Source organism: Bradyrhizobium sp. LB8.2 (assembly GCF_040548035.1).
Taxonomy (GTDB): Bacteria; Pseudomonadota; Alphaproteobacteria; order Rhizobiales; family Xanthobacteraceae; genus Bradyrhizobium.
On sequence record NZ_JBEPQV010000009.1, the window covers coordinates 96845 to 118102 of the forward strand.

Sequence of the window (21258 nt, forward strand, 5' to 3'; positions counted from 1 at the left end):
GAGCGCCGCCATGTCCCAGTGTCAGCCCAGGGATGATCGCCGATGACCGAACCTTTCATAGTGCGACGCGAGACCCAGATCGCAGCCCCACGCGCCACCGTTTTCGCTTACCTGACCGACCCCGAGAAGATTTTGAGCTGGATGGGCTCCGACGCGACCACTGAGCCGCATCCCGGCGGGCTGTATCTGCTCAAAGGCATCGGCCCGCGCGGCAGCGTCGCCCGCGGCGCGTTCCGCGAAGTCGTGCCGGTGCATCGTCTCGCCTACACTTTTGGATGGGAGAGCGGCCAGGAAGTGCCGCCCGGCTCGAGCCTGATCGAGATCGACTTGATCGAACGCGACGGCGGCACGCTGCTGCGCATGACCCATAGCGGACTGCCGACCGAGGAACAGGCTGCCGCCCACGCGACGGGATGGACGCATTATCTGGAACGGCTCACGACCGCGGCCGCAGGCGGCGATCCCGGTCCCGACAGGGGCGTTTCCAACAACGCGTAGCGACGGGAGAAGGTCAGACCGCCGCGGTCGCCACCACCTGCTGCAAGAGTTGCTCGCGCCTGGCCTGCGAACGCTGGCCCTTCATGGTCGCGGCGAAGCGCTCGAGGATGCCGTCCTCGAACGCGGTGACGATGGTGTCGTGCACATAGCTCTTGCGGCAGATCGCCGGCGTATTGGAGAGCTGGTCGGCGGCGGCGCGGATCGCTTCCAGCACCTGCTTCTTGCGGCCGTGCTGGCTGGTCGCCGGCGTAATCCGCGACAGCGATTCCACGACGACGGCGGATGCCATCAGCGTACGAAAATCCTTCAGCGAGATCTTGATGCCGGCGATCTCGCGCAGGAACGCGTTCACCTGCGTGGTGTTCACCGCGCGCACGACGCCGTAGGCATCGCGATACTGGAACATGCGCTTGCCGGGCACGTCCTGCAAAATGCCGATGGCACGCACCAGCTTGGAAGCATCACACTCTTTCCGCACCGCCTTGCCGCCCTTGGCCTTGAAGGTCAGCACGAAGCAATCGTCTTCCAGCGTGACGTTGGACTTCAGCAGCGTGGTGGCGCCGCGGGTGCCGTTGAGGCGGGCGTAGGATTCGTTGCCGGGGCGGATCGCGGTGCGCGCAATCAATTCGATGACGGCCGAGAGCGCGAACTCGCGCGTCGGTTCCTCGCCCGACAGGAACGCCGAAACCTTGCGCCGGATCTTTGGCAGCGCGCCGACGAGTTTCTCCAGCCGATGCGCCTTGCGTTGCTCGCGGACCTTCTCCCAATCGGCGTGATAGCGATATTGCAGCCGGCCCGCGGCATCGCGTCCCACCGCCTGGAGATGCGAGCTCGGATCGGCCGAGTAGCGCACCTCGCGATAGGCCGGCGGCACCGCCATGGAATGCAGCCGGCGGATGGTGCGGGCATCGCGGATATGCGCGCCATTGGGACGGACGAAGGAATAGCCCTTGCCGCGCTTGATGCGCCGGATCTTCAGCTCGTTCTGGTCGCCGAGCCGCAGGCCCAGTTCCTTGGCGAGCGCCTCGACCGTTGCAGCAGGCGCCGTGTCGAACGCTTTTTTCGGGCTAAGACGGGCGGAACCTGCCGGTTTCGGCCATTGTCCGAGTGCTTTGGCCAGCGCAACGGCTGCAGGATCGGCTGAAGCGGGCCGTATCGTCCCGAAATTCTGCTGATCCATCATAGTCTTAAGCCTTAGCCCTGTTTGTTATCGGTCAATGCCGCTGTTCTGATCTTTGTTCCAAGGGTTTCGTTGGACCCGGGTTAGCCACTTAGGGTGTTCCGAACAGCATTGCGAGTCCCGAATCAGTGAGGTGCGGTTTCTAAATACCTCTGGCGAATGCATGGGGCTCTGCGGCGGCCTGTTCCGAGGGTTTTGGGCAAAGGCCCGAAAGCGGCCCCGGCCTGTTCCAGATCTGCGACAGTCCGGCCCGGTGGCCTTGATCCTTCTCAGGGCCGGGCGCTCGCCGAAGGTCCAGCTTGTGCACCTTGTCGGGTCCGGTTAGCCCGACGCATAATCAGTTCAACGATCAAGCCGGCTCGCCAGTGGCCCGTGCTCGGCTTGCCGTATGTGGAGGGAGCGAAACATGTCCGAGAAGATCTACGACGTCCCCGCGGAATGGGCGAAGCGCGCCTGGATCGACCAGGCCAAGTACAAGGACATGTACGCCCGCTCGATCTCGGACCCGAACGCCTTCTGGGCCGAGCAGGCCAAGCGCGTCGACTGGATGCACGCGCCGACGAAGATCGAGAACGTCTCCTTCGCGCCCGGCAACATCTCGATCAAATGGTTCGAGGACGGCGTCCTCAACGTCGCCCATAACTGCATCGACCGGCATCTCCACACCCGCGCCAACCAGACCGCGATCATCTGGGAAGGCGACGATCCCTCGCAGTCCAAGCACATCACCTACAAGGAGCTGCACGACGAGGTCTGCCGGATGGCCAACATCCTGCGCACCCGCAACGTCATGAAGGGCGATCGCGTCACCATCTACCTGCCGATGATTCCGGAAGCGGCCTACGCGATGCTGGCCTGCGCGCGGATCGGCGCGGTTCACTCCGTGGTGTTCGCCGGCTTCTCGCCCGACAGCCTCGCCCAGCGCATCAACGACTGCCAGTCCAAGGTGATCATCACCGCGGACGAAGGCCTGCGCGGCGGCAAGAGGGTGCCGCTGAAGGCCAATGTGGACGCGGCGCTCGCCAAGGCAGACGGCGTCGACTGGGTCGTCGTGGTCAAGCGCACCGGCGGCAAGGTCGACATGAACCCGACGCGCGACCTCTGGTATCACGAGGCTGCCGCGATGGTGACGACGGAATGCCGGGTCGAGCACATGCACGCCGAAGATCCGCTGTTCATCCTCTATACGTCGGGCTCGACCGGCCAGCCGAAGGGCGTGCTGCACACCTCCGCCGGCTATCTCCTGTTCGCCGCGATGACGCATCAATACGTCTTCGACTATCACGACGGCGACATCTACTGGTGCACCGCCGACGTCGGCTGGGTGACCGGCCACAGCTACATTCTGTACGGACCGCTCGCCAACGGTGCGACCACGCTGATGTTCGAAGGCGTGCCGAATTACCCGGATAATTCGCGATTCTGGAACGTCATCGACAAGCACAAGGTCAACATCTTCTACACCGCCCCGACCGCGATCCGCGCGCTGATGCAGTTCGGCGACGAGCCGGTGACCAAGACCTCGCGCGCCAGCTTGCGCCTGCTGGGCTCGGTCGGTGAGCCAATCAATCCGGAAGCCTGGGAGTGGTATCACCGCGTCGTCGGTGACGACCGCTGCCCGATCGTCGACACCTGGTGGCAGACCGAGACCGGCGGCATTTTGATCACACCGCTGCCGGGCGCGACCAAGCTGAAGCCGGGCTCGGCGACGCAGCCGTTCTTCGGCGTGGTGCCTGAGATCGTCGACGCCGACGGCAAGGTGCTGGACGGCGAGACATCAGGCAATCTGTGCCTGGCGCGATCATGGCCGGGTCAGATGCGCACGGTCTATGGCGACCACGCCCGCTTCGAGCAGACCTATTTCTCGACCTACAAGGGCAAATACTTCACCGGCGACGGCTGCAGACGCGATGCTGACGGTTATTACTGGATCACCGGCCGTGTCGATGACGTCATCAACGTCTCCGGCCATCGCATGGGCACGGCCGAAGTCGAGAGCGCGCTGGTCGCGCATGAGAAGGTGTCGGAGGCCGCCGTCGTCGGCTTCCCGCACGACATCAAGGGCCAGGGCATCTACGCCTATGTGACCCTGATGGCCGGTGTCGAGCCGACCGAGGATTTGCGCAAGGAGCTTGTCACCTGGGTGCGCAAGGAGATCGGCCCGATCGCCTCGCCCGACCAGATCCAGTTCGCGCCCGGCCTGCCCAAGACCCGCTCCGGCAAGATCATGCGCCGCATCCTGCGCAAGATCGCCGAGGACGAACCCGGCAGCCTCGGCGACACCTCGACCTTGGCCGATCCCGCGGTGGTCGACGATCTCGTCAAGAACCGGCAGAACAAGAAGTCGGTCTGAGCCAGGGTCTCTCGTGCCCCGGACACAGCGCAGCCCTGGCGATGCGAAGCATCGTCCAGTCAGCGGTGCGCTGCAGAGCCGGGGTCCATCTATCCTTGCACAAATCTGGGTCCCGGCTCTGCGTCGCGTCACTTGCGTGCCGCGCCGCGTCCGGGAAACAAAACCAACGGCATTCCACCGCGCTCCCCACGCCCCCCAAACAACAGCCGTTCACACGCTCACGCATTCGTCAGGGCGCGTGCCCGCGCGCCCGCATCTTTCCCGCTGAGTGTTGTTTCCAGGTCATTTACTTTGTTTCGAACATTTCCTTTGTTCCCCCTGCTGGCTGGCCCTTGGCGGCCGTGCGTGGAAACCATCCGGTTAACAGGCGCGGTTAAGAATGCCCCTAACGAGGACTTGGCGGGTCGGCGATTGCCGGTTGTGCGTCATTTTGGACGATTGGTTCGGGTCAAGGGGAAAATCGATGTCGATCAGGATTGCAGTGGCGCTGGCTGCCACCATCGGAGCGGTGGTCGTGATGTCGACCGCGGCGCAGGCCCGGCCGGAAATGGTGGGGACGCACCTGGCCGACTATTCGCCGGGCACCATCGTGGTCAAAACCAACGAGCGTCGGCTCTATCTCGTCCTCGATAACGGCCACGCCGTGCGCTATCCGGTGGGCGTCGGCAAGTCCGGCAAGCAGTGGGCCGGCACCACCCGCATCGACGGCAAGTACCGCAATCCGGCCTGGTCGCCGCCTGCCGAGGTGAAGCGCGACAAGCCGAGCATCCCTGACGTCATTCCGGGCGGCTCGCCGCGCAATCCGATGGGCGTCGCGGCGATGACGCTGTCCGGCGGGGAATACGCGATCCACGGCACCAACGTGCCGGGCTCGGTCGGCGGCTTCGTCTCCTATGGCTGCATCCGCATGCTCAACGACGACATCACCGATCTCTACAGCCGCGTCTCGGTCGGCACCACGGTGGTCGTGACGCGCTGATCCCCGGGACGAGATCCCGACAACAAGAGCCGCGTCCGTTGACGCGGCTTTCTTGTTACCAGAAGCGCCAACCGTGCGCGCACCAGCCGTCGCGATGGCCGCCATTGTAGCTCCGTGCGTAACCGCCGGCGAGCAACACCGCCGAAACGTTGGCGGTTCGCCTGGTCGCGACGTCGGCGAGAACCCGACCATATTTGTCAGGGCCAAGATTGGTGATCGTCACGCCGCCCTGGCCGAGCAGATCGCGCAATGCGCGGGCCGCGGCTTCGGCCTTGTCCAGTTCCTCCTGGCAGGATGCTTTCATCTCGGGTGCGTCGATGCCGCGCAAGCGAACGCGCACGACGAGATCGCGGCCGTCGCGCTGACGAAAACGCGCGAGAAAGGTGTCACCGTCAATGGTGCGAACGACGTCGACCGACTCGCGACGATCGGGATGGCCGCCCTGCTGGAGCACGATCTCGGCGTCCCGCGTGCCGCCGCCATCCGGGTGCGGGACCGTCCAGTTCGTCCCGTGCCTGAAGATGAGCACAGCCGCCAGCGCGACGCCGACCACGAACATCCACGGCAACAATCCGGAGAAACGACGGCCGAACGGCGAGCCGCGGAATGAGGGTCGATACTGATGGCTGGGATCGAAGCGCGGCATTCGCGCACGCTAGGGCTGAGTCGGCTGCACCGGCAAGTGTGCGTGAAACGCGCCTCAAAAGTCCGAGGCGATGCCTTTTCGTTCCCAATCACCGTACCGGGTGGGCTCGGGTCCCTTTGGTCCCTGCACCTCTTTCGGCGCAGCTTCGGCATGCGCCACCGCCGCAGCCTGCCGGCGCGCTTCGGCTTCGGCCAGCGCTCGCTGGGCCGCCGGCGATAGCGGCTTGCGGTCGGAAACGTGAGGCCGGTCACTCATCGTCGAATTTCTAGCGCAGGACGATCCGCGGCGCGACGCCCAATAACGCATTCCTGAAATTGCTCCGAAAGGGTCGAAAAACCCGGAAGCGATTCTTACATTTGGCATATTCGCGTGTCAGAGATCGCGTCCTCAAGGCATGCGCCCATTGCGGCGGAACTGCCGCTTGCTGAGAACCTTGCTTCCGCATGCCATCTCAACGTTTTGCCCCTCCATCCGAAGTGCCTGGTCTTGCCGCGCGGCGGATTGCTGCCGACATCGTCGACGGCGTGCTGCAGAAGCACCGCACACTTGACGAGCAGCTCGACGGCAGCGGCGCCCATCCCGGACTGAAGACGCTTCCCGACCGCGATCGCGCGCTGATGCGGCGCCTGGTCGCCACCGTGCTGCGCCGGCTCGGCACGCTCGGCCACGTGATGTCCCGCCTGCTCGACAAGGGCATCCCCTCCGATGCGCCGCGCGCGCAGAGCGCGCTGCTGATCGGCGCCGCCCAGATCCTCTGGATGGACGTGCCCGATCACGCCGCCGTCGATCTCTCCGTTCGCCTCGTGCAGTCCGACCGCCGGGCCGCCCGCTATGCCGGCCTCGTCAACGCCGTGCTGCGCCGTTGCGCCCGCGAGGGCAAGGCGCTGGTGGAAGAGGTTGCCGCGCAGTCGCTGGATTTGCCGCCCTGGATGCTCGCGCGCTGGAGCGCGCATTACGGCGAGACAGTCGCAAGGGACATGGCGCTCGCGCTCAGCCACGATCCTTCGCTGGATCTGACCGTGAAGTCGGACGCCGCGCAATGGGCGAGCCGGCTACATGGCGAGGTGCTGCCGACTGGATCGGTGCGTACGGTGCTGCACGGCGCGGTGACCATGCTTCCCGGCTTCGCCGAAGGACAATGGTGGGTGCAGGACGCCGCCGCCGCGCTGCCGGCCCGGCTGTTCGGCGACATCGCCGGCAAATCCATCGCCGATCTCTGCGCCGCTCCCGGCGGCAAGACCGCGCAGCTGGCGCAGGCCGGCGCGCATGTCACGGCCATCGACCGCTCGCCCGCCCGGGTGGCGCGGCTGCGCGAGAATCTGACGCGGTTGTCGCTCCAGGCCGAGACCGTCGTCGCCGACGCCGTGGAATGGGCGGGTCCGGCCGATGGCTTCGACGGCATCCTGATCGATGCGCCCTGCACCTCGACCGGCACGATCCGACGCCATCCCGATGTGTCCTGGCTCCGGCAGGAATCCGACATCCCCGCGATGACCACACTCCAGCAGCGGTTGCTGCAAAAAACGGTCTCGCTGCTCAAGCCCGGCGGAACGCTGGTCTACTGCACCTGCTCGCTGGAACCCGAAGAGGGCGAGCATGCGATCGCCACGCTACTGGCCGCAGAGCCTGCGATTCGCCGCGTCCCGGTCGATGCGTCCGAGGTGTCGGGGCTCAGCGAGATCATCACCGCCGAGGGCGATTTGCGCACCCTGCCCAGCCATCTGCCGAACGCCGATCCCAAGCTCGGCGGGCTCGACGGATTTTTTGCGGCTCGGCTCGTTAAATCCTGATTTTGCAGTGGATTTTGCGACCACGGCGCTGATTCGCATCGTTCAAGGTGGTGTCGGCCGCCCGATTTTGGGATTAAGAAGGATTCGTCGGAATCCTCTCCCCATCAAGGCAAGGCGTGTCGGTCGCTCAACGCAGACGTATCTCGACGCTGGTGATGAACCGCTTCGCGCGGAATGTGCTCGCGCGCGCGAGCGGTGGTTCCGTCGCCCTGTCGCGGGTCTGGCCCGGCCGCTCCGACCGGCTGATCATCGCGCCGCATGACCTGCGCACCGCGGATGCGACCCGCGCCGCCGAGATCTATGCCGGCCGCTTCGTCTTCGCCGGCAAGATCGTCAATTGCCACGGCCGCTCGATCTTCGATCTCGAGCCGCCGTCGGAGGATTGGGAGGTCGCGCTGCTCGGCTTCGGCTGGTTGCGCCATTTGCGCGCCGCCGACACCGCGTTGACACGCGCGAATGCGCGCGCGCTGATAGAGGACTGGATCGCCAACCCCGGCGGCAAGCGCCGTGCCGTCGCGCGACGCGCCGACGTGCTGGCGCGACGCGTGATCTCGCTGCTGTCGCAGGCGCCGCTGGTGCTCAACGACACCGACAACAAATTCTACCGCCGCTATCTGCGCGCGCTGGCGCGCGAGATCCGCTTCCTGCGCTACACCATGGTCAACATCCCCGACGGGGTGCCAAAACTCCAGGTGCTGATCGCGCTGTGCTATGCGGCGCTGTGCCTCGCCAACCAGGCAAGTCACATCCGCAGCGTCTCGAAGAAGCTCTCGGATGAATTGCAGCGGCAGATCCTGCCCGACGGCGGACATATCTCGCGCAACCCGGGTGCGCTGATCGAGCTCTTGATCGACCTGTTGCCGCTGCGGCAGACCTTTGCCGCACGCAACATCGCGCCGCCGCCGGCGCTGCTCAACGCGATCGACCGCATGATGCCGATGCTGCGCTTCTTTCGCCACGGCGACGGCAATTTCGCGCTGTTCAACGGCATGAGTGCGACACCCTCGGACCTGCTCGCGACGCTGCTTGCCTATGACGACACCCACGGCGCGCCGATGGCGAACATGCCGCATACCGGTTTCCAGCGCCTCGATGCCGGACAGACCACCGTGATCATCGACACCGGCCCGCCGCCGCAGGCCGGCGTCAGCCATGACGCCCATGCCGGCTGCCTGTCGTTCGAACTGTCCTCCGGCATCAGCCGCATCGTCACCAATTGCGGCATGCCGACCACGGGCCGCGACAATTGGCGGCCGTTCGCACGCGGCACGGCAGCGCATTCGACGCTGACCTATCACGACACCTCGTCATGCCAGTTCGTGGAGATGTCGGCGATGAAGCGGCTCTTGCATGGCGCGCCCGTCACCAGCGGCCCCGTCGAGGTCGAGAGCTATCGCGAAATCGTGCAGAACGGCACGCTGCTGACGACGTCGCATGATGGCTATCTCGCCAAGTTCGGCGCGATCCACCGCCGCGTGCTGATGATCGCCAATGACGGCGCGCGCATCGACGGTGAGGACACGCTATCGCCGCCGCAGGGCGGACGCTTCAAGGGCGCGGATGCCGATTTCGCGCTGCGCTTCCATCTGCACGCGGCGGTGAAGGCGAGCCGGCTGTCCGATGCCCGCGGCGTCATGCTGGTGCTGCCGAACCGCGACGTCTGGACCTTCGAGGCATTGGACGACAAGGTTGATCTCGAGGACAGCGTGTTCCTGGCCGGCAATGACGGCCCGCGCCGCACCGCGCAGATCGTGATCCGCCAGGATGCGCGGCAGGCGCCCTCGATCCGCTGGAGTTTCGTGCGCTCCACCGCCTCGCCGGCGATCACCAATGCCCGCAGAAACGCGCGGCGGGAGCCGGAACTTCCGCTGTAAACGCCCGCGATCCGGCCCCATCTGATCGTTGTGAAAGCGACCGAAAACTGCTATCGAGCCCTCGCTCGCGCGACTGGCGACCTTGGATGGAGCACCATCGGGAAGCGTGGGACATAGCTGCCGCGCGCCTGGGCATTACTCCTTCAGACAGAGGATCTTGCTCATGACTGACCAGCCCCGCCGCGTCACCCGCGCACTTCTTTCCGTTTCCGACAAGACCGGCCTGATCGACTTCGCAAAGGCGCTTGCCGCGCATGATGTCGAGCTGGTCTCGACCGGCGGCACCTCCAAGGCGATCGCCGCGGCCGGCCTCAAGGTGAAGGACGTCTCCGAGCTGACCGGCTTCCCCGAGATGATGGACGGCCGCGTCAAGACGCTGCATCCGAAGGTGCATGGCGGCCTGCTCGCGATCCGCGACAACAAGGACCATGCGGAAGCGATGAAGGCGCACGGCATCGCACCGATCGATCTCCTGGTCGTCAATCTCTATCCGTTCGAGGCGACCGTCGACAAAGGCGCGGGCTTTGAGGATTGCATCGAGAACATCGATATCGGCGGCCCCGCGATGATCCGCGCCGCCGCGAAGAACCATGACGACGTCGCCGTCGTGGTCGAGGCGGAGGACTACAAGGCCGTGCTCGACGAGCTCGCCGCCAACAAAGGCGCAACCACGCTGAAGCTGCGCCGGCGCCTTGCCGCCAAGGCTTACGCGCGCACGGGCGCGTATGATGCCGCGATCTCGAATTGGTTCGCACGTCAGCTCGAAATCGACGCACCCGATTTCCGCGCCTTCGGCGGAAAGCTGATCCAGTCGCTGCGCTATGGCGAGAACCCGCACCAGACCGCGGCGTTCTATGCGACGCCCGACAAGCGGCCGGGAGTCTCGACCGCGCGGCAGCTCCAGGGCAAGGAGCTCTCCTACAACAACATCAACGACACCGATGCGGCCTATGAATGCATCGGCGAGTTCGACGCCAGGCGCACCGCGGCCTGCGTCATCGTCAAGCATGCCAACCCCTGCGGCGTCGCTGAGGGCTCCGACCTCGTCAGTGCCTATCGCAAGGCGCTGGCCTGCGACTCAACCTCGGCCTTCGGCGGCATCATCGCGATGAACCGCGCACTCGACGCTGATACCGCGCGGGAGATTACAAAGATCTTCACCGAGGTGATCATCGCGCCTGACGCCAGCGAGGAGGCGATCGCCATCATCGGCGCGCGCAAGAACCTTCGCCTTCTGCTCGCCGGCAGCCTGCCCGATCCGCGCGCGCCCGGCCTCACCGCCAAGACGGTGGCGGGCGGCCTTCTCGTGCAGAGCCGCGACAATGCGGTGGTCGACGACATGATTTTCAAGGTCGTGACCAAGCGTGCGCCTGATGATGCGGAGATGCGCGACCTGAAGTTCGCGTTTCGGGTGGCGAAGCACGTCAAGTCCAACACCATCATCTACGCCAAGGATCTCGCCACCGTCGGCATCGGCGCCGGCCAGATGAGCCGCGTGGATTCAGCGCGGATCGCGGCGCGCAAGGCCCAGGATGCGGCGGCCGAGCTGAAGCTCGCCGAGCCGCTCACCAAGGGCTCGGTGGTGGCGTCGGATGCGTTCTTCCCGTTCGCCGACGGCATGCTCGCCTGCATCGAGGCCGGCGCCACCGCCGTGGTGCAGCCCGGCGGCTCCATGCGCGACGACGAAGTGATCAAGGCCGCCGACGAGCACGGCATCGCCATGGTGTTCACGGGGACACGGCACTTCAGGCACTGATTGACTGGCGTGCGGGCTGCAAGAGTTGCGACGACTCCACCGACTTCGTCATTGCGAGCGCAGCGAAGCAATCCAGAATCTTTCCGCAGAGAAAGTCTGGATTGCTTCGTCGCTTCGCTCCTCGCAATGACGGGATGGAATTGCGGTAGTGCGGCTACTCCCGCACCCGCATCAACAGTCCCAGCCCCGCGACGAAGAACACCACCAGCACGGCCATGCCGGCCTTCTGGCTCGCCGTCACCGCGGTGATCACGCCGATCAGGAGCGGGCCGATGAAGGACGTCACTTTCCCCGTCAGTGCGAACAGACCGAAATACTGCGCGATGCGGTCCTTCGGCGCGAGGCGGATCAGGAGCGTGCGTGAGGCGGCTTGCAGCGGACCACCGGCTGCACCGATCAGGCAGCCCAGCACCAGATAAGCGCGTTCGGCCGCAGCGGCGAACAATGCACCGCCAGGCGCGGGCGGTGCGACCTTGATGAAGAAGATCGAATCCTTGTCGACCAGCAGGATCGCCGCCACCGCCAGCAGCAGGACCAGCATGCTGCCGGCGATCACACGCTTCGGCCCGATGCGATCGTCCAGCTTGCCGCCAAGCCATGCGCCAAACGCGCCGGCGATCGCGAGCATGATGCCGAAGGTGCCGATCTGGATCGTGTGCCAGCCGAACGTACCGGCGGCATAAATGCCGCCGAAGGCAAACAGCGACACCAGACCGTCGGTGTAGATCATGTTGGCGAGCAGAAACGCCGCGAGCGATTTCCGCTGCGGCAGTCCCTTGATCGATTGCTTCAGCTCCGACAGGCCTTCGTGCAGCGCCTCGCGCACCGGGCGCTTCGCCGGATAGTCCGGCGTAAACAGGAACATCGGCGTCACGAAAATGATGAACCAAAGTCCGGTCAACGGTCCGGCGGCGCGGTCGCCCTGATGGCTGGCGGGATCGAGCCCGAACAAAGGCGTGAGCCCGAGCAGCGTGCGGCCGGTCTCGGGATTGGCGGCGAGCAAACCGAGCACGATGATCAGGCTGACGATGCCGCCGATATAACCTGTCGCCCAGCCGGTGCCGGAGAGCCGGCCGAGCCGCTCCGGCGGGACCAGGGTTGGCATCATCGCGTTGTTGAAGAGGGTGGCGAATTCCGCGCCGACGCTGGCGAGCGCGACCGCGGTGAGCAGCGGCGGAATGATGGAGGGATCGCCGGGCTTTCCGATCCACAGCGTGCAGGATGCCAGCACCAGCACTGCGCCGAAGCCAGCGATCCATGGCTTCCTGCGGCCCGAAGCATCGGCAATGGCGCCTAGCAGCGGCGACATCAGCGCAATCGCGAGGCCCGCGGCAGCCATCGCAAAGCCCCACAGCGATTGGCCGGTAGCGGGATTCGGCGCAATGGCGGTGGCAAAATAGGGTGCGAACACAAAGGTCGTGATCAACGTGAAATAAGGCTGCGCGGCCCAATCGAAGAAGATCCAGCTGACGACGGCGGCGCGCGGCGGAAAGGTCCGCTCCGCCTTGACGCGCGCATCCGAGGTAATCGTCGTCATCGTCCAGACCTCATCACGAACAGTTTTGCTTCTCTTGGGTCAAACCGTATAGCATTGCGGCGGCGCGTGTGAACTGGCCGAAGGCCGCTGCGGAAATTTGATGATGTCGTCTTTTTCGACACGGCGAGCATTTTTCGCCTTCGTTGCCACTCTGGCGTTCAGCCTTCCAACCGCGACCGCGCAGGATGCGCGGCGAGCTTATGTGCCGCCCGCGCTCGACACGGTGCACGCCGTTCCCGCCGAGCATGGGATGGTGGTGGCGCAGGAGAAAATCTCGGCGCAGGTCGGCGCGGACATCCTGCGGCGCGGCGGCAATGCCGTCGATGCCGCGGTCGCGACCGGCTTTGCCATGGCGGTGACCTATCCGCGCGCCGGCAATATCGGCGGCGGCGGCTTCATGGTGATTCATTCCGCCGAGCGCAACGAAGACATCACCATCGACTATCGAGAGACTGCGCCGGCTGCGACCACGCCGCAGATCTTCCTCGGCGCCGACGGCAAGCCCGATGCGGCGAAGTCGCGGGATTCCGCGCTCGGCGTCGGCGTGCCCGGCACCGTCGCGGGACTTGCGCTGGCCCTGGAAAAATATGGCTCGGGCCAGTTCACGCTGGCGCAATTGCTCGAGCCCGCGATCGCGATCGCCCGCGACGGCTTCGTCGTCAGCGACGACATTGCCGACACACTGCCGGGCTGGCACCGGCGCCTGGCGCGCTGGCCCACGTCAGCCAAAATCTTCTCGCGGCCTGATGGCACGCCACTCGGCGAAGGCGACAGGCTGGTGCAGAGCGATCTCGCCGAAACCCTGTCGGCCGTCGCCGCACAGGGTCCGCGCGGTTTCTATGAAGGTCCGGTCGCGGAAAAACTCGCCAAGGCCGTGAGCGACGCGGGCGGCATCATGACGCCGGCCGATTTGAAATCCTATCAGGCGGTGATCCGCGCACCGGTGCGCGGCACCTATCGCGGCTATGACATCGTGTCGATGCCGTTGCCGTCGTCCGGCGGCGTGGTGCTGGTGGAGACGCTCAACATCCTCGAAGGCTTCCAGCTCGCCGATTTGAAGCAAGGATCTCCGGCCTCGCTGCATCTGCTGATCGAGGCCATGAAGCGCGCCTATGCAGACCGTGCGCGCTACCTGGGCGATCCCGCCTTCGTCAACGCACCGATCGGGACGCTCATCGCCAAGGACTACGCCGCCAAGCTGCGGGCAACCATCTCCGCCGATCGCGCCACGCCGTCGAAGCAGCTCGTTTCCACCGCCACCTCGCCGCACGAGGGCAGCAACACCACGCATTTTTCCGTCGTCGACGGCAGCGGCAACGCCGTCAGCAACACCTATACGCTGAACTTCAGCTACGGCCTTGGCCTCGTCGCCGACGGCACGGGCGTGCTGCTCAACAACGAGCTCGACGATTTCACCGCAGCTGTCGGCGCTTCCAATGCCTACGGCCTCGTCGGCTTCGAGGCCAATTTGCCCGGGCCCGGCAAGCGGCCGCTGTCGTCGATGTCGCCGACTATCGTTCTGAAGGACGGCAAGCCGGTGCTGGTGACGGGCTCGCCCGGTGGCAGCCGCATCATCTCGACCGTGCTCCAGGTGATCGTCAACGTCCTCGATTACAAGATGGACGTTGCGGCTGCCGTGGCCGCACCGCGGCTGCATCACCAATGGCTGCCAGACGAGGTTCGGATCGAGAGCGGCTTTCCCGACAATGTCCTGCTCGAGCTGAAGGCGATGGATCACCTCATCGTCGAGCCGATGGGGCAGACATCGGCGAACTCGATCGCGGTGACCGCCAACGGGCCGCTTGGCGCACCCGATCCACGCACGCGAGGCGCGGAAGCCGCGGGGCAGTAGCTCTGTCCCGGCATAGCGCGAAGGCCTGCTCGTGCTTGCGCAAGCCACCGCGCGTGCTACCACCGCCCGCATAAGGGAATTGCCGGGGAGACGCTCATGACCACGACCGATCCGACCGAGCGCATCGAACGCGCCGAGATCGAAGACACCAGCCTTCTTGCCTTCTATCGCGACATGAACGCACCGGAGCGCCGGACATTCTGGGCTTGCGCGGCAGGCTGGGCGCTGGACGGCATGGACTTCATGATCTACCCGCTGGTGATCGGCACCATCATCGCGCTGTGGAAGGTCGATGCGGGATCGGCCGGCCTTGCCGGCACCGTGACGCTACTGGCGTCCGCGATCGGCGGCTGGCTCGGCGGTTATCTCTCCGACCATATCGGCCGGGTCAGGACGCTCCAGATCACCATCATCTGGTTCTCGGTGTTCTCGCTGGTCTGCGCGGTCGTGCAAAATTTCGAACAGCTCCTGATCGCGCGCGCGGTGCTGGGCCTCGGCTTCGGCGGCGAGTGGGCGGCGGGCGCCGTGCTGATGGGTGAAGCGATCCGGCCGCAATATCGCGGGCGCGCGGTCGGCTCGGTGCAATCAGGCTGGGCGGTCGGCTGGGGCCTCGCGGTGCTGTCGCAGGCGATCCTGTTCTCGGCTTTGCCGCCGGAGACGGCATGGCGCTGGATGTTCGTGATCGGCGCGCTGCCGGCGCTGCTGGTGTTCTACATCCGCCGCTCCGTCACCGAGCCCGAGGTCGCGGCCGAAGCCCGCGCCAAACAGGCCGCGAGTGGCAATCGTCCGGCGCTCTGGGAAATCTTCTCCGGCCCGATCCTGAAAACCACGATCCTGGCGTCGCTGATGGCGACGGGCTGCCAGGGCGGCTATTACGCCGTTACGTTCTGGGTGCCGCAATTCCTGACCAAGGAGCGGCACCTCTCGATCGTCGGCTCGACCGGCTACCTATCGACGCTGATCATCGGATCCTTCATCGGCTATCTCGTCGGCGCCTGGCTCGCCGACCGGATCGGACGGCGCAATCTGTTCCTGATCTTCTCGATCGGCGCGATGGCGGTGGTGCTGCTCTACACGCAGCTGCCCCTGACCAACGAAATCCTGTGGGTGCTCGGCTTCCCGCTCGGCTTCTTCGCCTCGGGTTATTTCTCGGGGATCGGCGCGTTCCTGACCGAACTTTATCCAACGCGGCTGCGCGGCTCGGGCCAGGGTTTTTGCTACAATTTCGGCCGCGGCATCGGCGCGCTGTTTCCGTTCCTCGTCGGCTCGCTCTCGGCGACGACGTCACTCGCGAACGCGATCGCTATGTTTGCAGTGGTGGCCTACGCGCTGTTCTTCATCGCCGCCTTCGCGCTGCCGGAGACCCGCGGGCGGATATTGCACGCGGACTAACGGGCACCGTCGTCCCGGGGCGGCGAGGAAACTTACCGCCCCACCTGATACGGCCCGCCCTTCTCAAGCGCACGGTTGTACGCCGGCCGCGCGTGAATGCGCTCCAGAAACGCCATCGCCTTGGGATGGCCGAGCTCGAGCCCGCCACGCGCCTGGGCTGCCTCGAGCGGAAAGCTCATCTGGATGTCGGCCGCGGTGAACTCGCTGCCGGCGAACCACTCGCTCTTGCCGAGCTCGCCTTCCCAGTAATCCATGTGCTGCTTGAGCTGCGGATTGACGAGCGCGGTGAGCGCCTGGTTCGAGACTTTGCGTACCAGGGGGCGCAGCAGCGCCGGCGCGCGCTTCGGCATCAGCGTGAACAGCAGTTTTAACAGCAGCGGCTGCATCGCCGAGCCTTCGGCATAGTGCAGCCAATACGTGAAGCGCAGCCGCTCGGGCGTGTTCGGCGGTGGGACCAGCCGGCCGTTGCCGTAGGTGGCGATGAGATATTCGATGATCGCGCCTGATTCGGCGACGGTGTTGCCGTTGTCGGTGATGACGGGCGACTTGCCGAGCGGATGGATGGCGCGCAGCTCCTTCGGCGCGCGCATGTCGGGCTGGCGCTGATAGCGCACGATCTCGTAAGGCACGCCCAACTCCTCGAGCAGCCACAGCACCCGCTGCGAACGGGAATTGTTGAGGTGGTGAACGGTCAGCATCGCGTGGTCCCCGGGGGCTAGGCGTGGTCGGTCGGCCGCGTACGTGCCAGCCCGGGAACGCAATGTCGAGCCATCCCGTCGGATATTTTCACCCGGGTATATTGACGCCGCGAATTTACCCGGGTATTAAACTGCCCAATGTCGTCAATTTGGCAGTGATCTCGATGCAGAGGATTTTCACCGCATTCCAAGGCCCGCGCCGACTGGCGTCGGGACCGGCAGGAGAGGTCGCGCTGGTCGTCAAGCGGATCGCCCCATTGCCGGACGAGCCCATCATCATCTTCGAGGACGACACGGGCCGATCAATCGACTTCGATCTGCGCGGCGGGGATCGCGAGGTGTTGGCGCGGCTGGCAAAGCTGGTCCCGCCTCCAGTTGAGGAGACGACACCGTCGAGCGAACCGCGTGGCCGCGGCCGGCCGAAGCTCGGCGTGGTCGCGCGGGAGATCACGTTGCTGCCGCGGCACTGGGAGTGGCTCAACGCGCAAGCCGGCGGCGCCTCGGTCGCGCTGCGAAAGCTCGTCGACGAAGCGCGCCGCGCGAGCGGCGACAAGGACCGCGAACGTCAGGCGCGCGATGCGGCCTATCACTTCATGTCGACCATGGCCGGCAATCTGCCGCAGTTCGAGGAAGCTTCGCGCGCTCTGTTCGCGGACGACCGGCGGCGCTTCACCGGACTGATCGCAGACTGGCCCACTGACATCCGCGATCACATCGTCAAGCTCGCCTATAGCGACCGCGCCTAGGCGCGCCTTTACTCACAAGCCCATCAACGGTCGAGCCGCGCATTGCGCGGCAACGGCTTCGCATGCTCTGATGAAAGACACATCCATGTCCGCCTCCAAACCGCTCTGGACGACGTTCCTGCGCTTCCTCGCACCGTTGATGCTGAGCAATGCGCTGCAATCGCTGTTCGGCACCGTCAGCAACGTCTATATCGGCCAAATGATCGGCGTCGACGCGCTCGCGTCGGTGTCGGTGTTCTTCCCGGTACTATTCTTCCTGTTCGGTTTCGTCATGGGGCTGAGCACCGGCGCCACGGTCCTGATCGGCCAGGCCCATGGCGCGAGCGAGCAGGGTCGGATCAAGATTGTCGTGGGCACCACGCTCGCGGTCGGCCTGTTGCTGTCGATTTCGATTGCGCTGATCGGCGGGATCTTCAGCCGGCAATTGATGATGACGCTTGCGACCCCCGCGGACATTCTCGACCAGGCCAGCGCGTATGCCCGTGTCATGCTGTTCACCATGCCGCTCGGCTTCGTCTTCCTGCTGATGACAGCGATGATCCGCGGCGTCGGCGATGCGCTGACGCCGCTGCTGGCGCTGGCGTTGTCGACCGCGATCGGCTTGATCCTGACGCCGATGCTGATCCACGGATCGCTCGGATTGCCGGCGGTCGGAATCACCAGCCCGGCCTGGGCGGCGGCGATCGCCAACGCGCTGACGCTGATCGCGCTGGCCGCCTATTTGCTGCGGAAGAAACATCCGTTGGCACCGGACGCTGCACTGCTGCGTCATCTCCGGCTCAATCGTGTGGTGCTGGGACAAATCCTCGGCATCGGACTGCCGAGCGCGATCGGCATGGTGGTGATGGCGATCGCCGAGCTGGTGCTGCTCGGCCTCGTCAACACCTATGGGTCCGACGCCACCGCCGCCTATGGCGCGGTCAACCAGGTGATGGGCTATACGCAGTTCACGGCGATATCGATTTCGATCGCGGTCTCGATCCTCGGCGCGCAGGCGGTTGGCCGCGGCGACAGAACGCGGCTCGATGGCATCGTACGCACCGGCCTCATGTTCAACATCGTCCTGACGGGCGGGCTGGTGGCGCTGATCTATCTCGCGCCGCGCGCCGTGCTCGGTGTCTTCATCACTGACGACATCGTGCTCGATCTCGCGAAGAGCTTGCTCCAGATTGCGTTGTGGAGCTCGGTGCCGTTTGGCCTTGCGACCGTGTTTTCAGGCGCGATGCGTGCTGCCGGCGTGGCGCTGACGCCGATGCTGCTCTCGATCGTCGCCATCGTCGCAATCGAGCTGCCATCTGCGGTGATCCTGAGCCGCACGATCGGCCTACAAGGTGTGTGGGCCGCCTATCCGATCGTGTTTTGCGCCATGTTCCTTTTGCAGATGGGCTATTACCTTCTGGTGTGGCGCAAGCGAACGATCCGGCGTCTGATCTGACGACATCATCAAGAGATTACGACCGTCATTAAACGGTGGACCCGTGGCGCGCGCTGCGCCACAATGTGAAAAACCGACGTCAGGGAGAACGATTTTGACCCGCACAGCCCCGCAATTCCTGTTCGATTTCGGCAGTCCGAACGCCTATCTCAGTCATCTCGCGATTCCGGCGATCGAGCAGCGCATCGGTGTCAAGTTCGAGTACGTGCCGATCCTGCTCGGTGGCATCTTCAAGTCGACCAACAACAAGTCGCCGGCCGAGACGCTCGCCGGCATCAAGAACAAGCGCGAATTCCACACGGTCGAGACCGAGCGCTTCGTCAAGCGCTTCCAGGTTCAACCCTATGTCATGAATCCCTTCTTCCCCGTCAACACGTTGAACCTGATGCGCGCAGCGATCGCGGCGCAGCTCGAAGGCGTGTTCGAGACCTATGTCGCGGCCGCCTTCCATCACATGTGGCGCGAGCCGAAGAAAATGGACGATCCTGAAATCGCGGCGAAGGCGCTGGCGTCTTCCGGTCTCGACGCCCAAAAGCTGTTCGCCCGCGCGCAAGAGCCCAAAGTGAAGGGCAGGCTGATCAAGAACACCGAGGAGGCCGTCGCGCGCGGCGCGTTCGGCTCGCCGACCTTCTTCGTCGGCGACGAGATGTTCTTCGGCAAGGAGCAGCTGCGCGAGGTCGAGGAGATGGTGTCGGGAAAGTAGCCCGCTCATTCTCCAGCGACAGAATGTGATCGCGGCAGCATTCTGGATTGCTTCGCTTCGCTCGCAATCACGACTATAAATAGATCGCCAAGAACAACTGCAAGAACTATTGCAAGCACAACCGCAAGAGCAACAACAAGGACAATCCCATGCATATCCTCGTGGTCGGTGCCGGCGCCATCGGCGGCTATTTTGGTGGCAGGCTGTTGCAGGCCGGCCGCGACGTCACCTTCCTGGTCCGGCCGCGGCGCGCCAGCGAGCTCGCGAGCGCCGGCCTCGTCATCAAGAGCCCGAATGGCGACGTGACGCTGAAGGACCCGCCGCGGGTCGAGGCCGACAAGCTCAAGGACAAGTTCGACGTGGTGCTGTTGAGCTGCAAGGCGTTCGATCTCGACGACGCCATCAAGTCGTTCGCGGCGGCGGTCGGGCCCGACACGGCGATCATTCCGATGCTCAACGGCATGAAGCATCTCGATATCCTCGACGGCAAGTTCGGCAAGGAGCGCGTGCTCGGCGGCCTCTGCGCCATCGCCGCGACGCTCAACGAGAAGCGCGAGGTGGTGCAGCTCCAGCCGATGCAGTCGATCAATTACGGCGAGCGCGACGGAAAGCTGTCGGATCGCGTCAAGGCGATCGACGAGGCCTTCAAGGGCGGCATCAATGGTGCCACGGCCAGCCAGAACATCATGCAGGACATGTGGGAGAAGTGGGTGTTCCTCTCCTCGCTGGCGGCGTCCACCAGCCTGATGCGCACCTCCGTCGGCAACATTCTCGCCGCCCCCGGCGGCAGGGACTTTTTGCTCGGCATGCTGGACGAGACCAGCGCGATCGCCACCGCCTCAGGCTACACGCCGGGCGGTCCGTTCTTCGAGCGCGTGAAGGGTAACCTCACCACCGAGGGTTCGCCGATGACGGCGTCGATGTTCCGGGACGTCAAGGCTGGCCTGCCGGTCGAGGCCGATCACGTCATCGGCGACCTCATCGCGCGCGCCGATGCCGCCAAGGTGCCGGTGCCGAAGCTGCGCATCGCGTACACGCATTTGAAAGCGTATGAGAAGCAGCGGGCGGGGTAGGCAGCAGCCTCGCGCTACTTGAAATACGCGAGATAGTGCGAGACGGCCGTGATCTCCTCGTCGCTCATGTGATAGGCGACATCGGCCATCGCGGCACCGCCGCCGCCGACGCGCTGGTTGGTCTTGTAGTCGCGCAGCGCCTTGACCAGATATTCCTCGCGCTGACCCGCGAGTCGCGCGACGGCCTTGGTGCCGGCAAAGCTATCGGTATGGCATGAGGCGCAGCGGCGGCCGACGGCAACTTGCGCGCCCTTTTTCGACAGGTCCGGGTCTTTGTCTTCCTCGCCCTTTGGCGGCGTCATTTGCGCGAAATAAGCACCGAAATTGCGGACGTCCTCGTTGGTGATTTCCTCCGCGATGGGCTGCATCTGGTCGTTCTTGCGCGAACCAGCGCGGAAGAACACGAGCTGCCATTGCAGAAATTGATCGGGCTGGCCGGCGAGCGAGGGGATATTCTCGGTCTGCGAGATGCCGTTCTCGCCGTGACAGCCGGAGCAGACGGCGGCCTTCTCCTTGATCGCGGCGTTGTCGGCGGCCTGGGCCGGGACGAATGCGAGCGCTGTGAGCGCGAGCGCGTTGATAGCGAGCGAGATGACCTGCCGGCGCATGATTGAAGATTCCGCTTTGACGAGTTCGTCATTCCCGGAGCGCGCCTGAGGACGAACCCGGACTCGATAACCCTCGTTCGTGGTTTTGGGTTCCAGACTTGTACGCAGGCAGCGCGCAGATTCGGAACCACAGCGTGC

The 21258-nt window shown here is 65.0% G+C and carries 18 protein-coding genes and 1 riboswitch; of the genes, 12 read left to right on the forward strand and 6 right to left on the reverse strand.

Annotated features, from left to right (window positions below; all coding sequences use genetic code 11):
- The first annotated feature begins 42 nt into the window (after positions 1–42).
- Positions 43–498, forward strand: coding sequence for an SRPBCC family protein (locus ABIB06_RS13850; protein ID WP_354048442.1), 456 nt, complete (start codon positions 43–45; stop codon positions 496–498).
- 13 nt (positions 499–511) lie between these two features.
- On the opposite strand, the gene ABIB06_RS13855 is transcribed toward ABIB06_RS13850, so the two are convergent.
- A complete protein-coding gene (locus ABIB06_RS13855) occupies positions 512–1681 on the reverse strand; it encodes a DNA topoisomerase IB (RefSeq protein ID WP_354048444.1) in 1170 nt (389 codons plus the stop codon).
- 403 nt (positions 1682–2084) lie between these two features.
- Between ABIB06_RS13855 and acs the strand changes: the two genes are divergently transcribed.
- Both acs and ABIB06_RS13865 read left to right on the forward strand, forming a co-directional pair.
- Complete coding sequence (gene acs, locus ABIB06_RS13860; protein WP_354048446.1) at positions 2085–4031, forward strand: acetate--CoA ligase; 1947 nt, start codon at positions 2085–2087, stop codon at positions 4029–4031.
- A gap of 463 nt (positions 4032–4494) precedes the next feature.
- Positions 4495–5010, forward strand: coding sequence for a L,D-transpeptidase (locus ABIB06_RS13865; protein WP_247352474.1), 516 nt, complete (start codon positions 4495–4497; stop codon positions 5008–5010).
- Positions 5011–5065: 55 nt separating this feature from the next.
- On the opposite strand, the gene ABIB06_RS13870 is transcribed toward ABIB06_RS13865, so the two are convergent.
- Both ABIB06_RS13870 and ABIB06_RS13875 read right to left on the reverse strand, forming a co-directional pair.
- Positions 5066–5656, reverse strand: a complete 591-nt coding sequence (locus tag ABIB06_RS13870; protein WP_247352476.1) for a thermonuclease family protein — start codon at positions 5654–5656, stop codon at positions 5066–5068.
- A gap of 54 nt (positions 5657–5710) precedes the next feature.
- Positions 5711–5911 carry a DUF1674 domain-containing protein gene (locus ABIB06_RS13875; protein ID WP_247352478.1) on the reverse strand — a complete coding sequence of 67 codons (201 nt, stop codon included), beginning with the start codon at positions 5909–5911 and terminating at the stop codon, positions 5711–5713.
- A gap of 188 nt (positions 5912–6099) precedes the next feature.
- Between ABIB06_RS13875 and ABIB06_RS13880 the strand changes: the two genes are divergently transcribed.
- From ABIB06_RS13880 to purH, 3 genes are all read left to right on the forward strand, one after another.
- A complete protein-coding gene (locus ABIB06_RS13880) occupies positions 6100–7446 on the forward strand; it encodes an RsmB/NOP family class I SAM-dependent RNA methyltransferase (RefSeq protein WP_354048449.1) in 1347 nt (448 codons plus the stop codon).
- Between the two features lie 155 nt (positions 7447–7601).
- The gene (locus ABIB06_RS13885; RefSeq protein WP_247352890.1) at positions 7602–9320 is read left to right on the forward strand and encodes a heparinase II/III family protein; all 1719 of its coding nucleotides are present in this window, start codon (positions 7602–7604) and stop codon (positions 9318–9320) included.
- Between the two features lie 59 nt (positions 9321–9379).
- Positions 9380–9461: riboswitch (ZMP/ZTP riboswitch) on the forward strand.
- Positions 9462–9483: 22 nt separating this feature from the next.
- Positions 9484–11076 (forward strand): bifunctional phosphoribosylaminoimidazolecarboxamide formyltransferase/IMP cyclohydrolase, encoded by a 1593-nt coding sequence (gene purH, locus ABIB06_RS13890; RefSeq protein ID WP_247352482.1) that lies wholly within the window; start codon positions 9484–9486, stop codon positions 11074–11076.
- A gap of 154 nt (positions 11077–11230) precedes the next feature.
- Here the strand turns inward: purH and ABIB06_RS13895 are convergent, their stop codons facing one another.
- Positions 11231–12613 carry an MFS transporter gene (locus ABIB06_RS13895; RefSeq protein ID WP_247352483.1) on the reverse strand — a complete coding sequence of 461 codons (1383 nt, stop codon included), beginning with the start codon at positions 12611–12613 and terminating at the stop codon, positions 11231–11233.
- Between the two features lie 100 nt (positions 12614–12713).
- Here ABIB06_RS13895 and ggt point away from each other — a divergent pair, with 100 nt between their 5' ends.
- On the forward strand, positions 12714–14465 hold the full coding sequence (gene ggt, locus ABIB06_RS13900; RefSeq protein ID WP_247352485.1) for a gamma-glutamyltransferase: 1752 nt from the start codon (positions 12714–12716) through the stop codon (positions 14463–14465).
- 96 nt (positions 14466–14561) lie between these two features.
- Positions 14562–15857, forward strand: coding sequence for an MFS transporter (locus ABIB06_RS13905; protein ID WP_247352487.1), 1296 nt, complete (start codon positions 14562–14564; stop codon positions 15855–15857).
- Between the two features lie 32 nt (positions 15858–15889).
- Here the strand turns inward: ABIB06_RS13905 and ABIB06_RS13910 are convergent, their stop codons facing one another.
- The gene (locus ABIB06_RS13910; RefSeq protein WP_247352489.1) at positions 15890–16555 is read right to left on the reverse strand and encodes a glutathione S-transferase family protein; all 666 of its coding nucleotides are present in this window, start codon (positions 16553–16555) and stop codon (positions 15890–15892) included.
- Between the two features lie 164 nt (positions 16556–16719).
- Between ABIB06_RS13910 and ABIB06_RS13915 the strand changes: the two genes are divergently transcribed.
- The 4 genes from ABIB06_RS13915 (at position 16720) to panE (ending at position 20512) form a co-directional block, all read left to right on the forward strand.
- On the forward strand, positions 16720–17301 hold the full coding sequence (locus tag ABIB06_RS13915) for a DUF2239 family protein (protein ID WP_247352491.1): 582 nt from the start codon (positions 16720–16722) through the stop codon (positions 17299–17301).
- An 85-nt stretch (positions 17302–17386) separates the two neighbouring features.
- On the forward strand, positions 17387–18736 hold the full coding sequence (locus ABIB06_RS13920; protein WP_354048452.1) for an MATE family efflux transporter: 1350 nt from the start codon (positions 17387–17389) through the stop codon (positions 18734–18736).
- Positions 18737–18830: 94 nt separating this feature from the next.
- Positions 18831–19439, forward strand: a complete 609-nt coding sequence (locus ABIB06_RS13925) for a 2-hydroxychromene-2-carboxylate isomerase (protein ID WP_354068842.1) — start codon at positions 18831–18833, stop codon at positions 19437–19439.
- Between the two features lie 149 nt (positions 19440–19588).
- Positions 19589–20512, forward strand: coding sequence for a 2-dehydropantoate 2-reductase (gene panE / locus ABIB06_RS13930; RefSeq protein ID WP_247352496.1), 924 nt, complete (start codon positions 19589–19591; stop codon positions 20510–20512).
- A 14-nt stretch (positions 20513–20526) separates the two neighbouring features.
- Here the strand turns inward: panE and ABIB06_RS13935 are convergent, their stop codons facing one another.
- Entirely contained in the window at positions 20527–21120 is a 594-nt protein-coding gene (locus ABIB06_RS13935; RefSeq protein WP_247352498.1) for a c-type cytochrome, read from the reverse strand.
- Positions 21121–21258: the final 138 nt, after the last annotated feature.

Excerpts from the sequence above, each read along its gene's own strand:
- ABIB06_RS13850 (WP_354048442.1), top strand. The coding sequence starts at position 43 with ATGACCGAACCTTTCATAGTGCGACGCGAGACCCAGATCGCAGCCCCA.
- ABIB06_RS13855 (WP_354048444.1), bottom strand. The coding sequence starts at position 1,681 with ATGATGGATCAGCAGAATTTCGGGACGATACGGCCCGCTTCAGCCGAT.
- acs (WP_354048446.1), top strand. The coding sequence starts at position 2,085 with ATGTCCGAGAAGATCTACGACGTCCCCGCGGAATGGGCGAAGCGCGCC.
- ABIB06_RS13865 (WP_247352474.1), top strand. The coding sequence starts at position 4,495 with ATGTCGATCAGGATTGCAGTGGCGCTGGCTGCCACCATCGGAGCGGTG.
- ABIB06_RS13870 (WP_247352476.1), bottom strand. The coding sequence starts at position 5,656 with ATGCCGCGCTTCGATCCCAGCCATCAGTATCGACCCTCATTCCGCGGC.
- ABIB06_RS13875 (WP_247352478.1), bottom strand. The coding sequence starts at position 5,911 with ATGAGTGACCGGCCTCACGTTTCCGACCGCAAGCCGCTATCGCCGGCG.
- ABIB06_RS13880 (WP_354048449.1), top strand. The coding sequence starts at position 6,100 with ATGCCATCTCAACGTTTTGCCCCTCCATCCGAAGTGCCTGGTCTTGCC.
- ABIB06_RS13885 (WP_247352890.1), top strand. The coding sequence starts at position 7,602 with ATGAACCGCTTCGCGCGGAATGTGCTCGCGCGCGCGAGCGGTGGTTCC.
- purH (WP_247352482.1), top strand. The coding sequence starts at position 9,484 with ATGACTGACCAGCCCCGCCGCGTCACCCGCGCACTTCTTTCCGTTTCC.
- ABIB06_RS13895 (WP_247352483.1), bottom strand. The coding sequence starts at position 12,613 with ATGACGACGATTACCTCGGATGCGCGCGTCAAGGCGGAGCGGACCTTT.
- ggt (WP_247352485.1), top strand. The coding sequence starts at position 12,714 with ATGATGTCGTCTTTTTCGACACGGCGAGCATTTTTCGCCTTCGTTGCC.
- ABIB06_RS13905 (WP_247352487.1), top strand. The coding sequence starts at position 14,562 with ATGACCACGACCGATCCGACCGAGCGCATCGAACGCGCCGAGATCGAA.
- ABIB06_RS13910 (WP_247352489.1), bottom strand. The coding sequence starts at position 16,555 with ATGCTGACCGTTCACCACCTCAACAATTCCCGTTCGCAGCGGGTGCTG.
- ABIB06_RS13915 (WP_247352491.1), top strand. The coding sequence starts at position 16,720 with ATGCAGAGGATTTTCACCGCATTCCAAGGCCCGCGCCGACTGGCGTCG.
- ABIB06_RS13920 (WP_354048452.1), top strand. The coding sequence starts at position 17,387 with ATGTCCGCCTCCAAACCGCTCTGGACGACGTTCCTGCGCTTCCTCGCA.
- panE (WP_247352496.1), top strand. The coding sequence starts at position 19,589 with ATGCATATCCTCGTGGTCGGTGCCGGCGCCATCGGCGGCTATTTTGGT.
- ABIB06_RS13935 (WP_247352498.1), bottom strand. The coding sequence starts at position 21,120 with ATGCGCCGGCAGGTCATCTCGCTCGCTATCAACGCGCTCGCGCTCACA.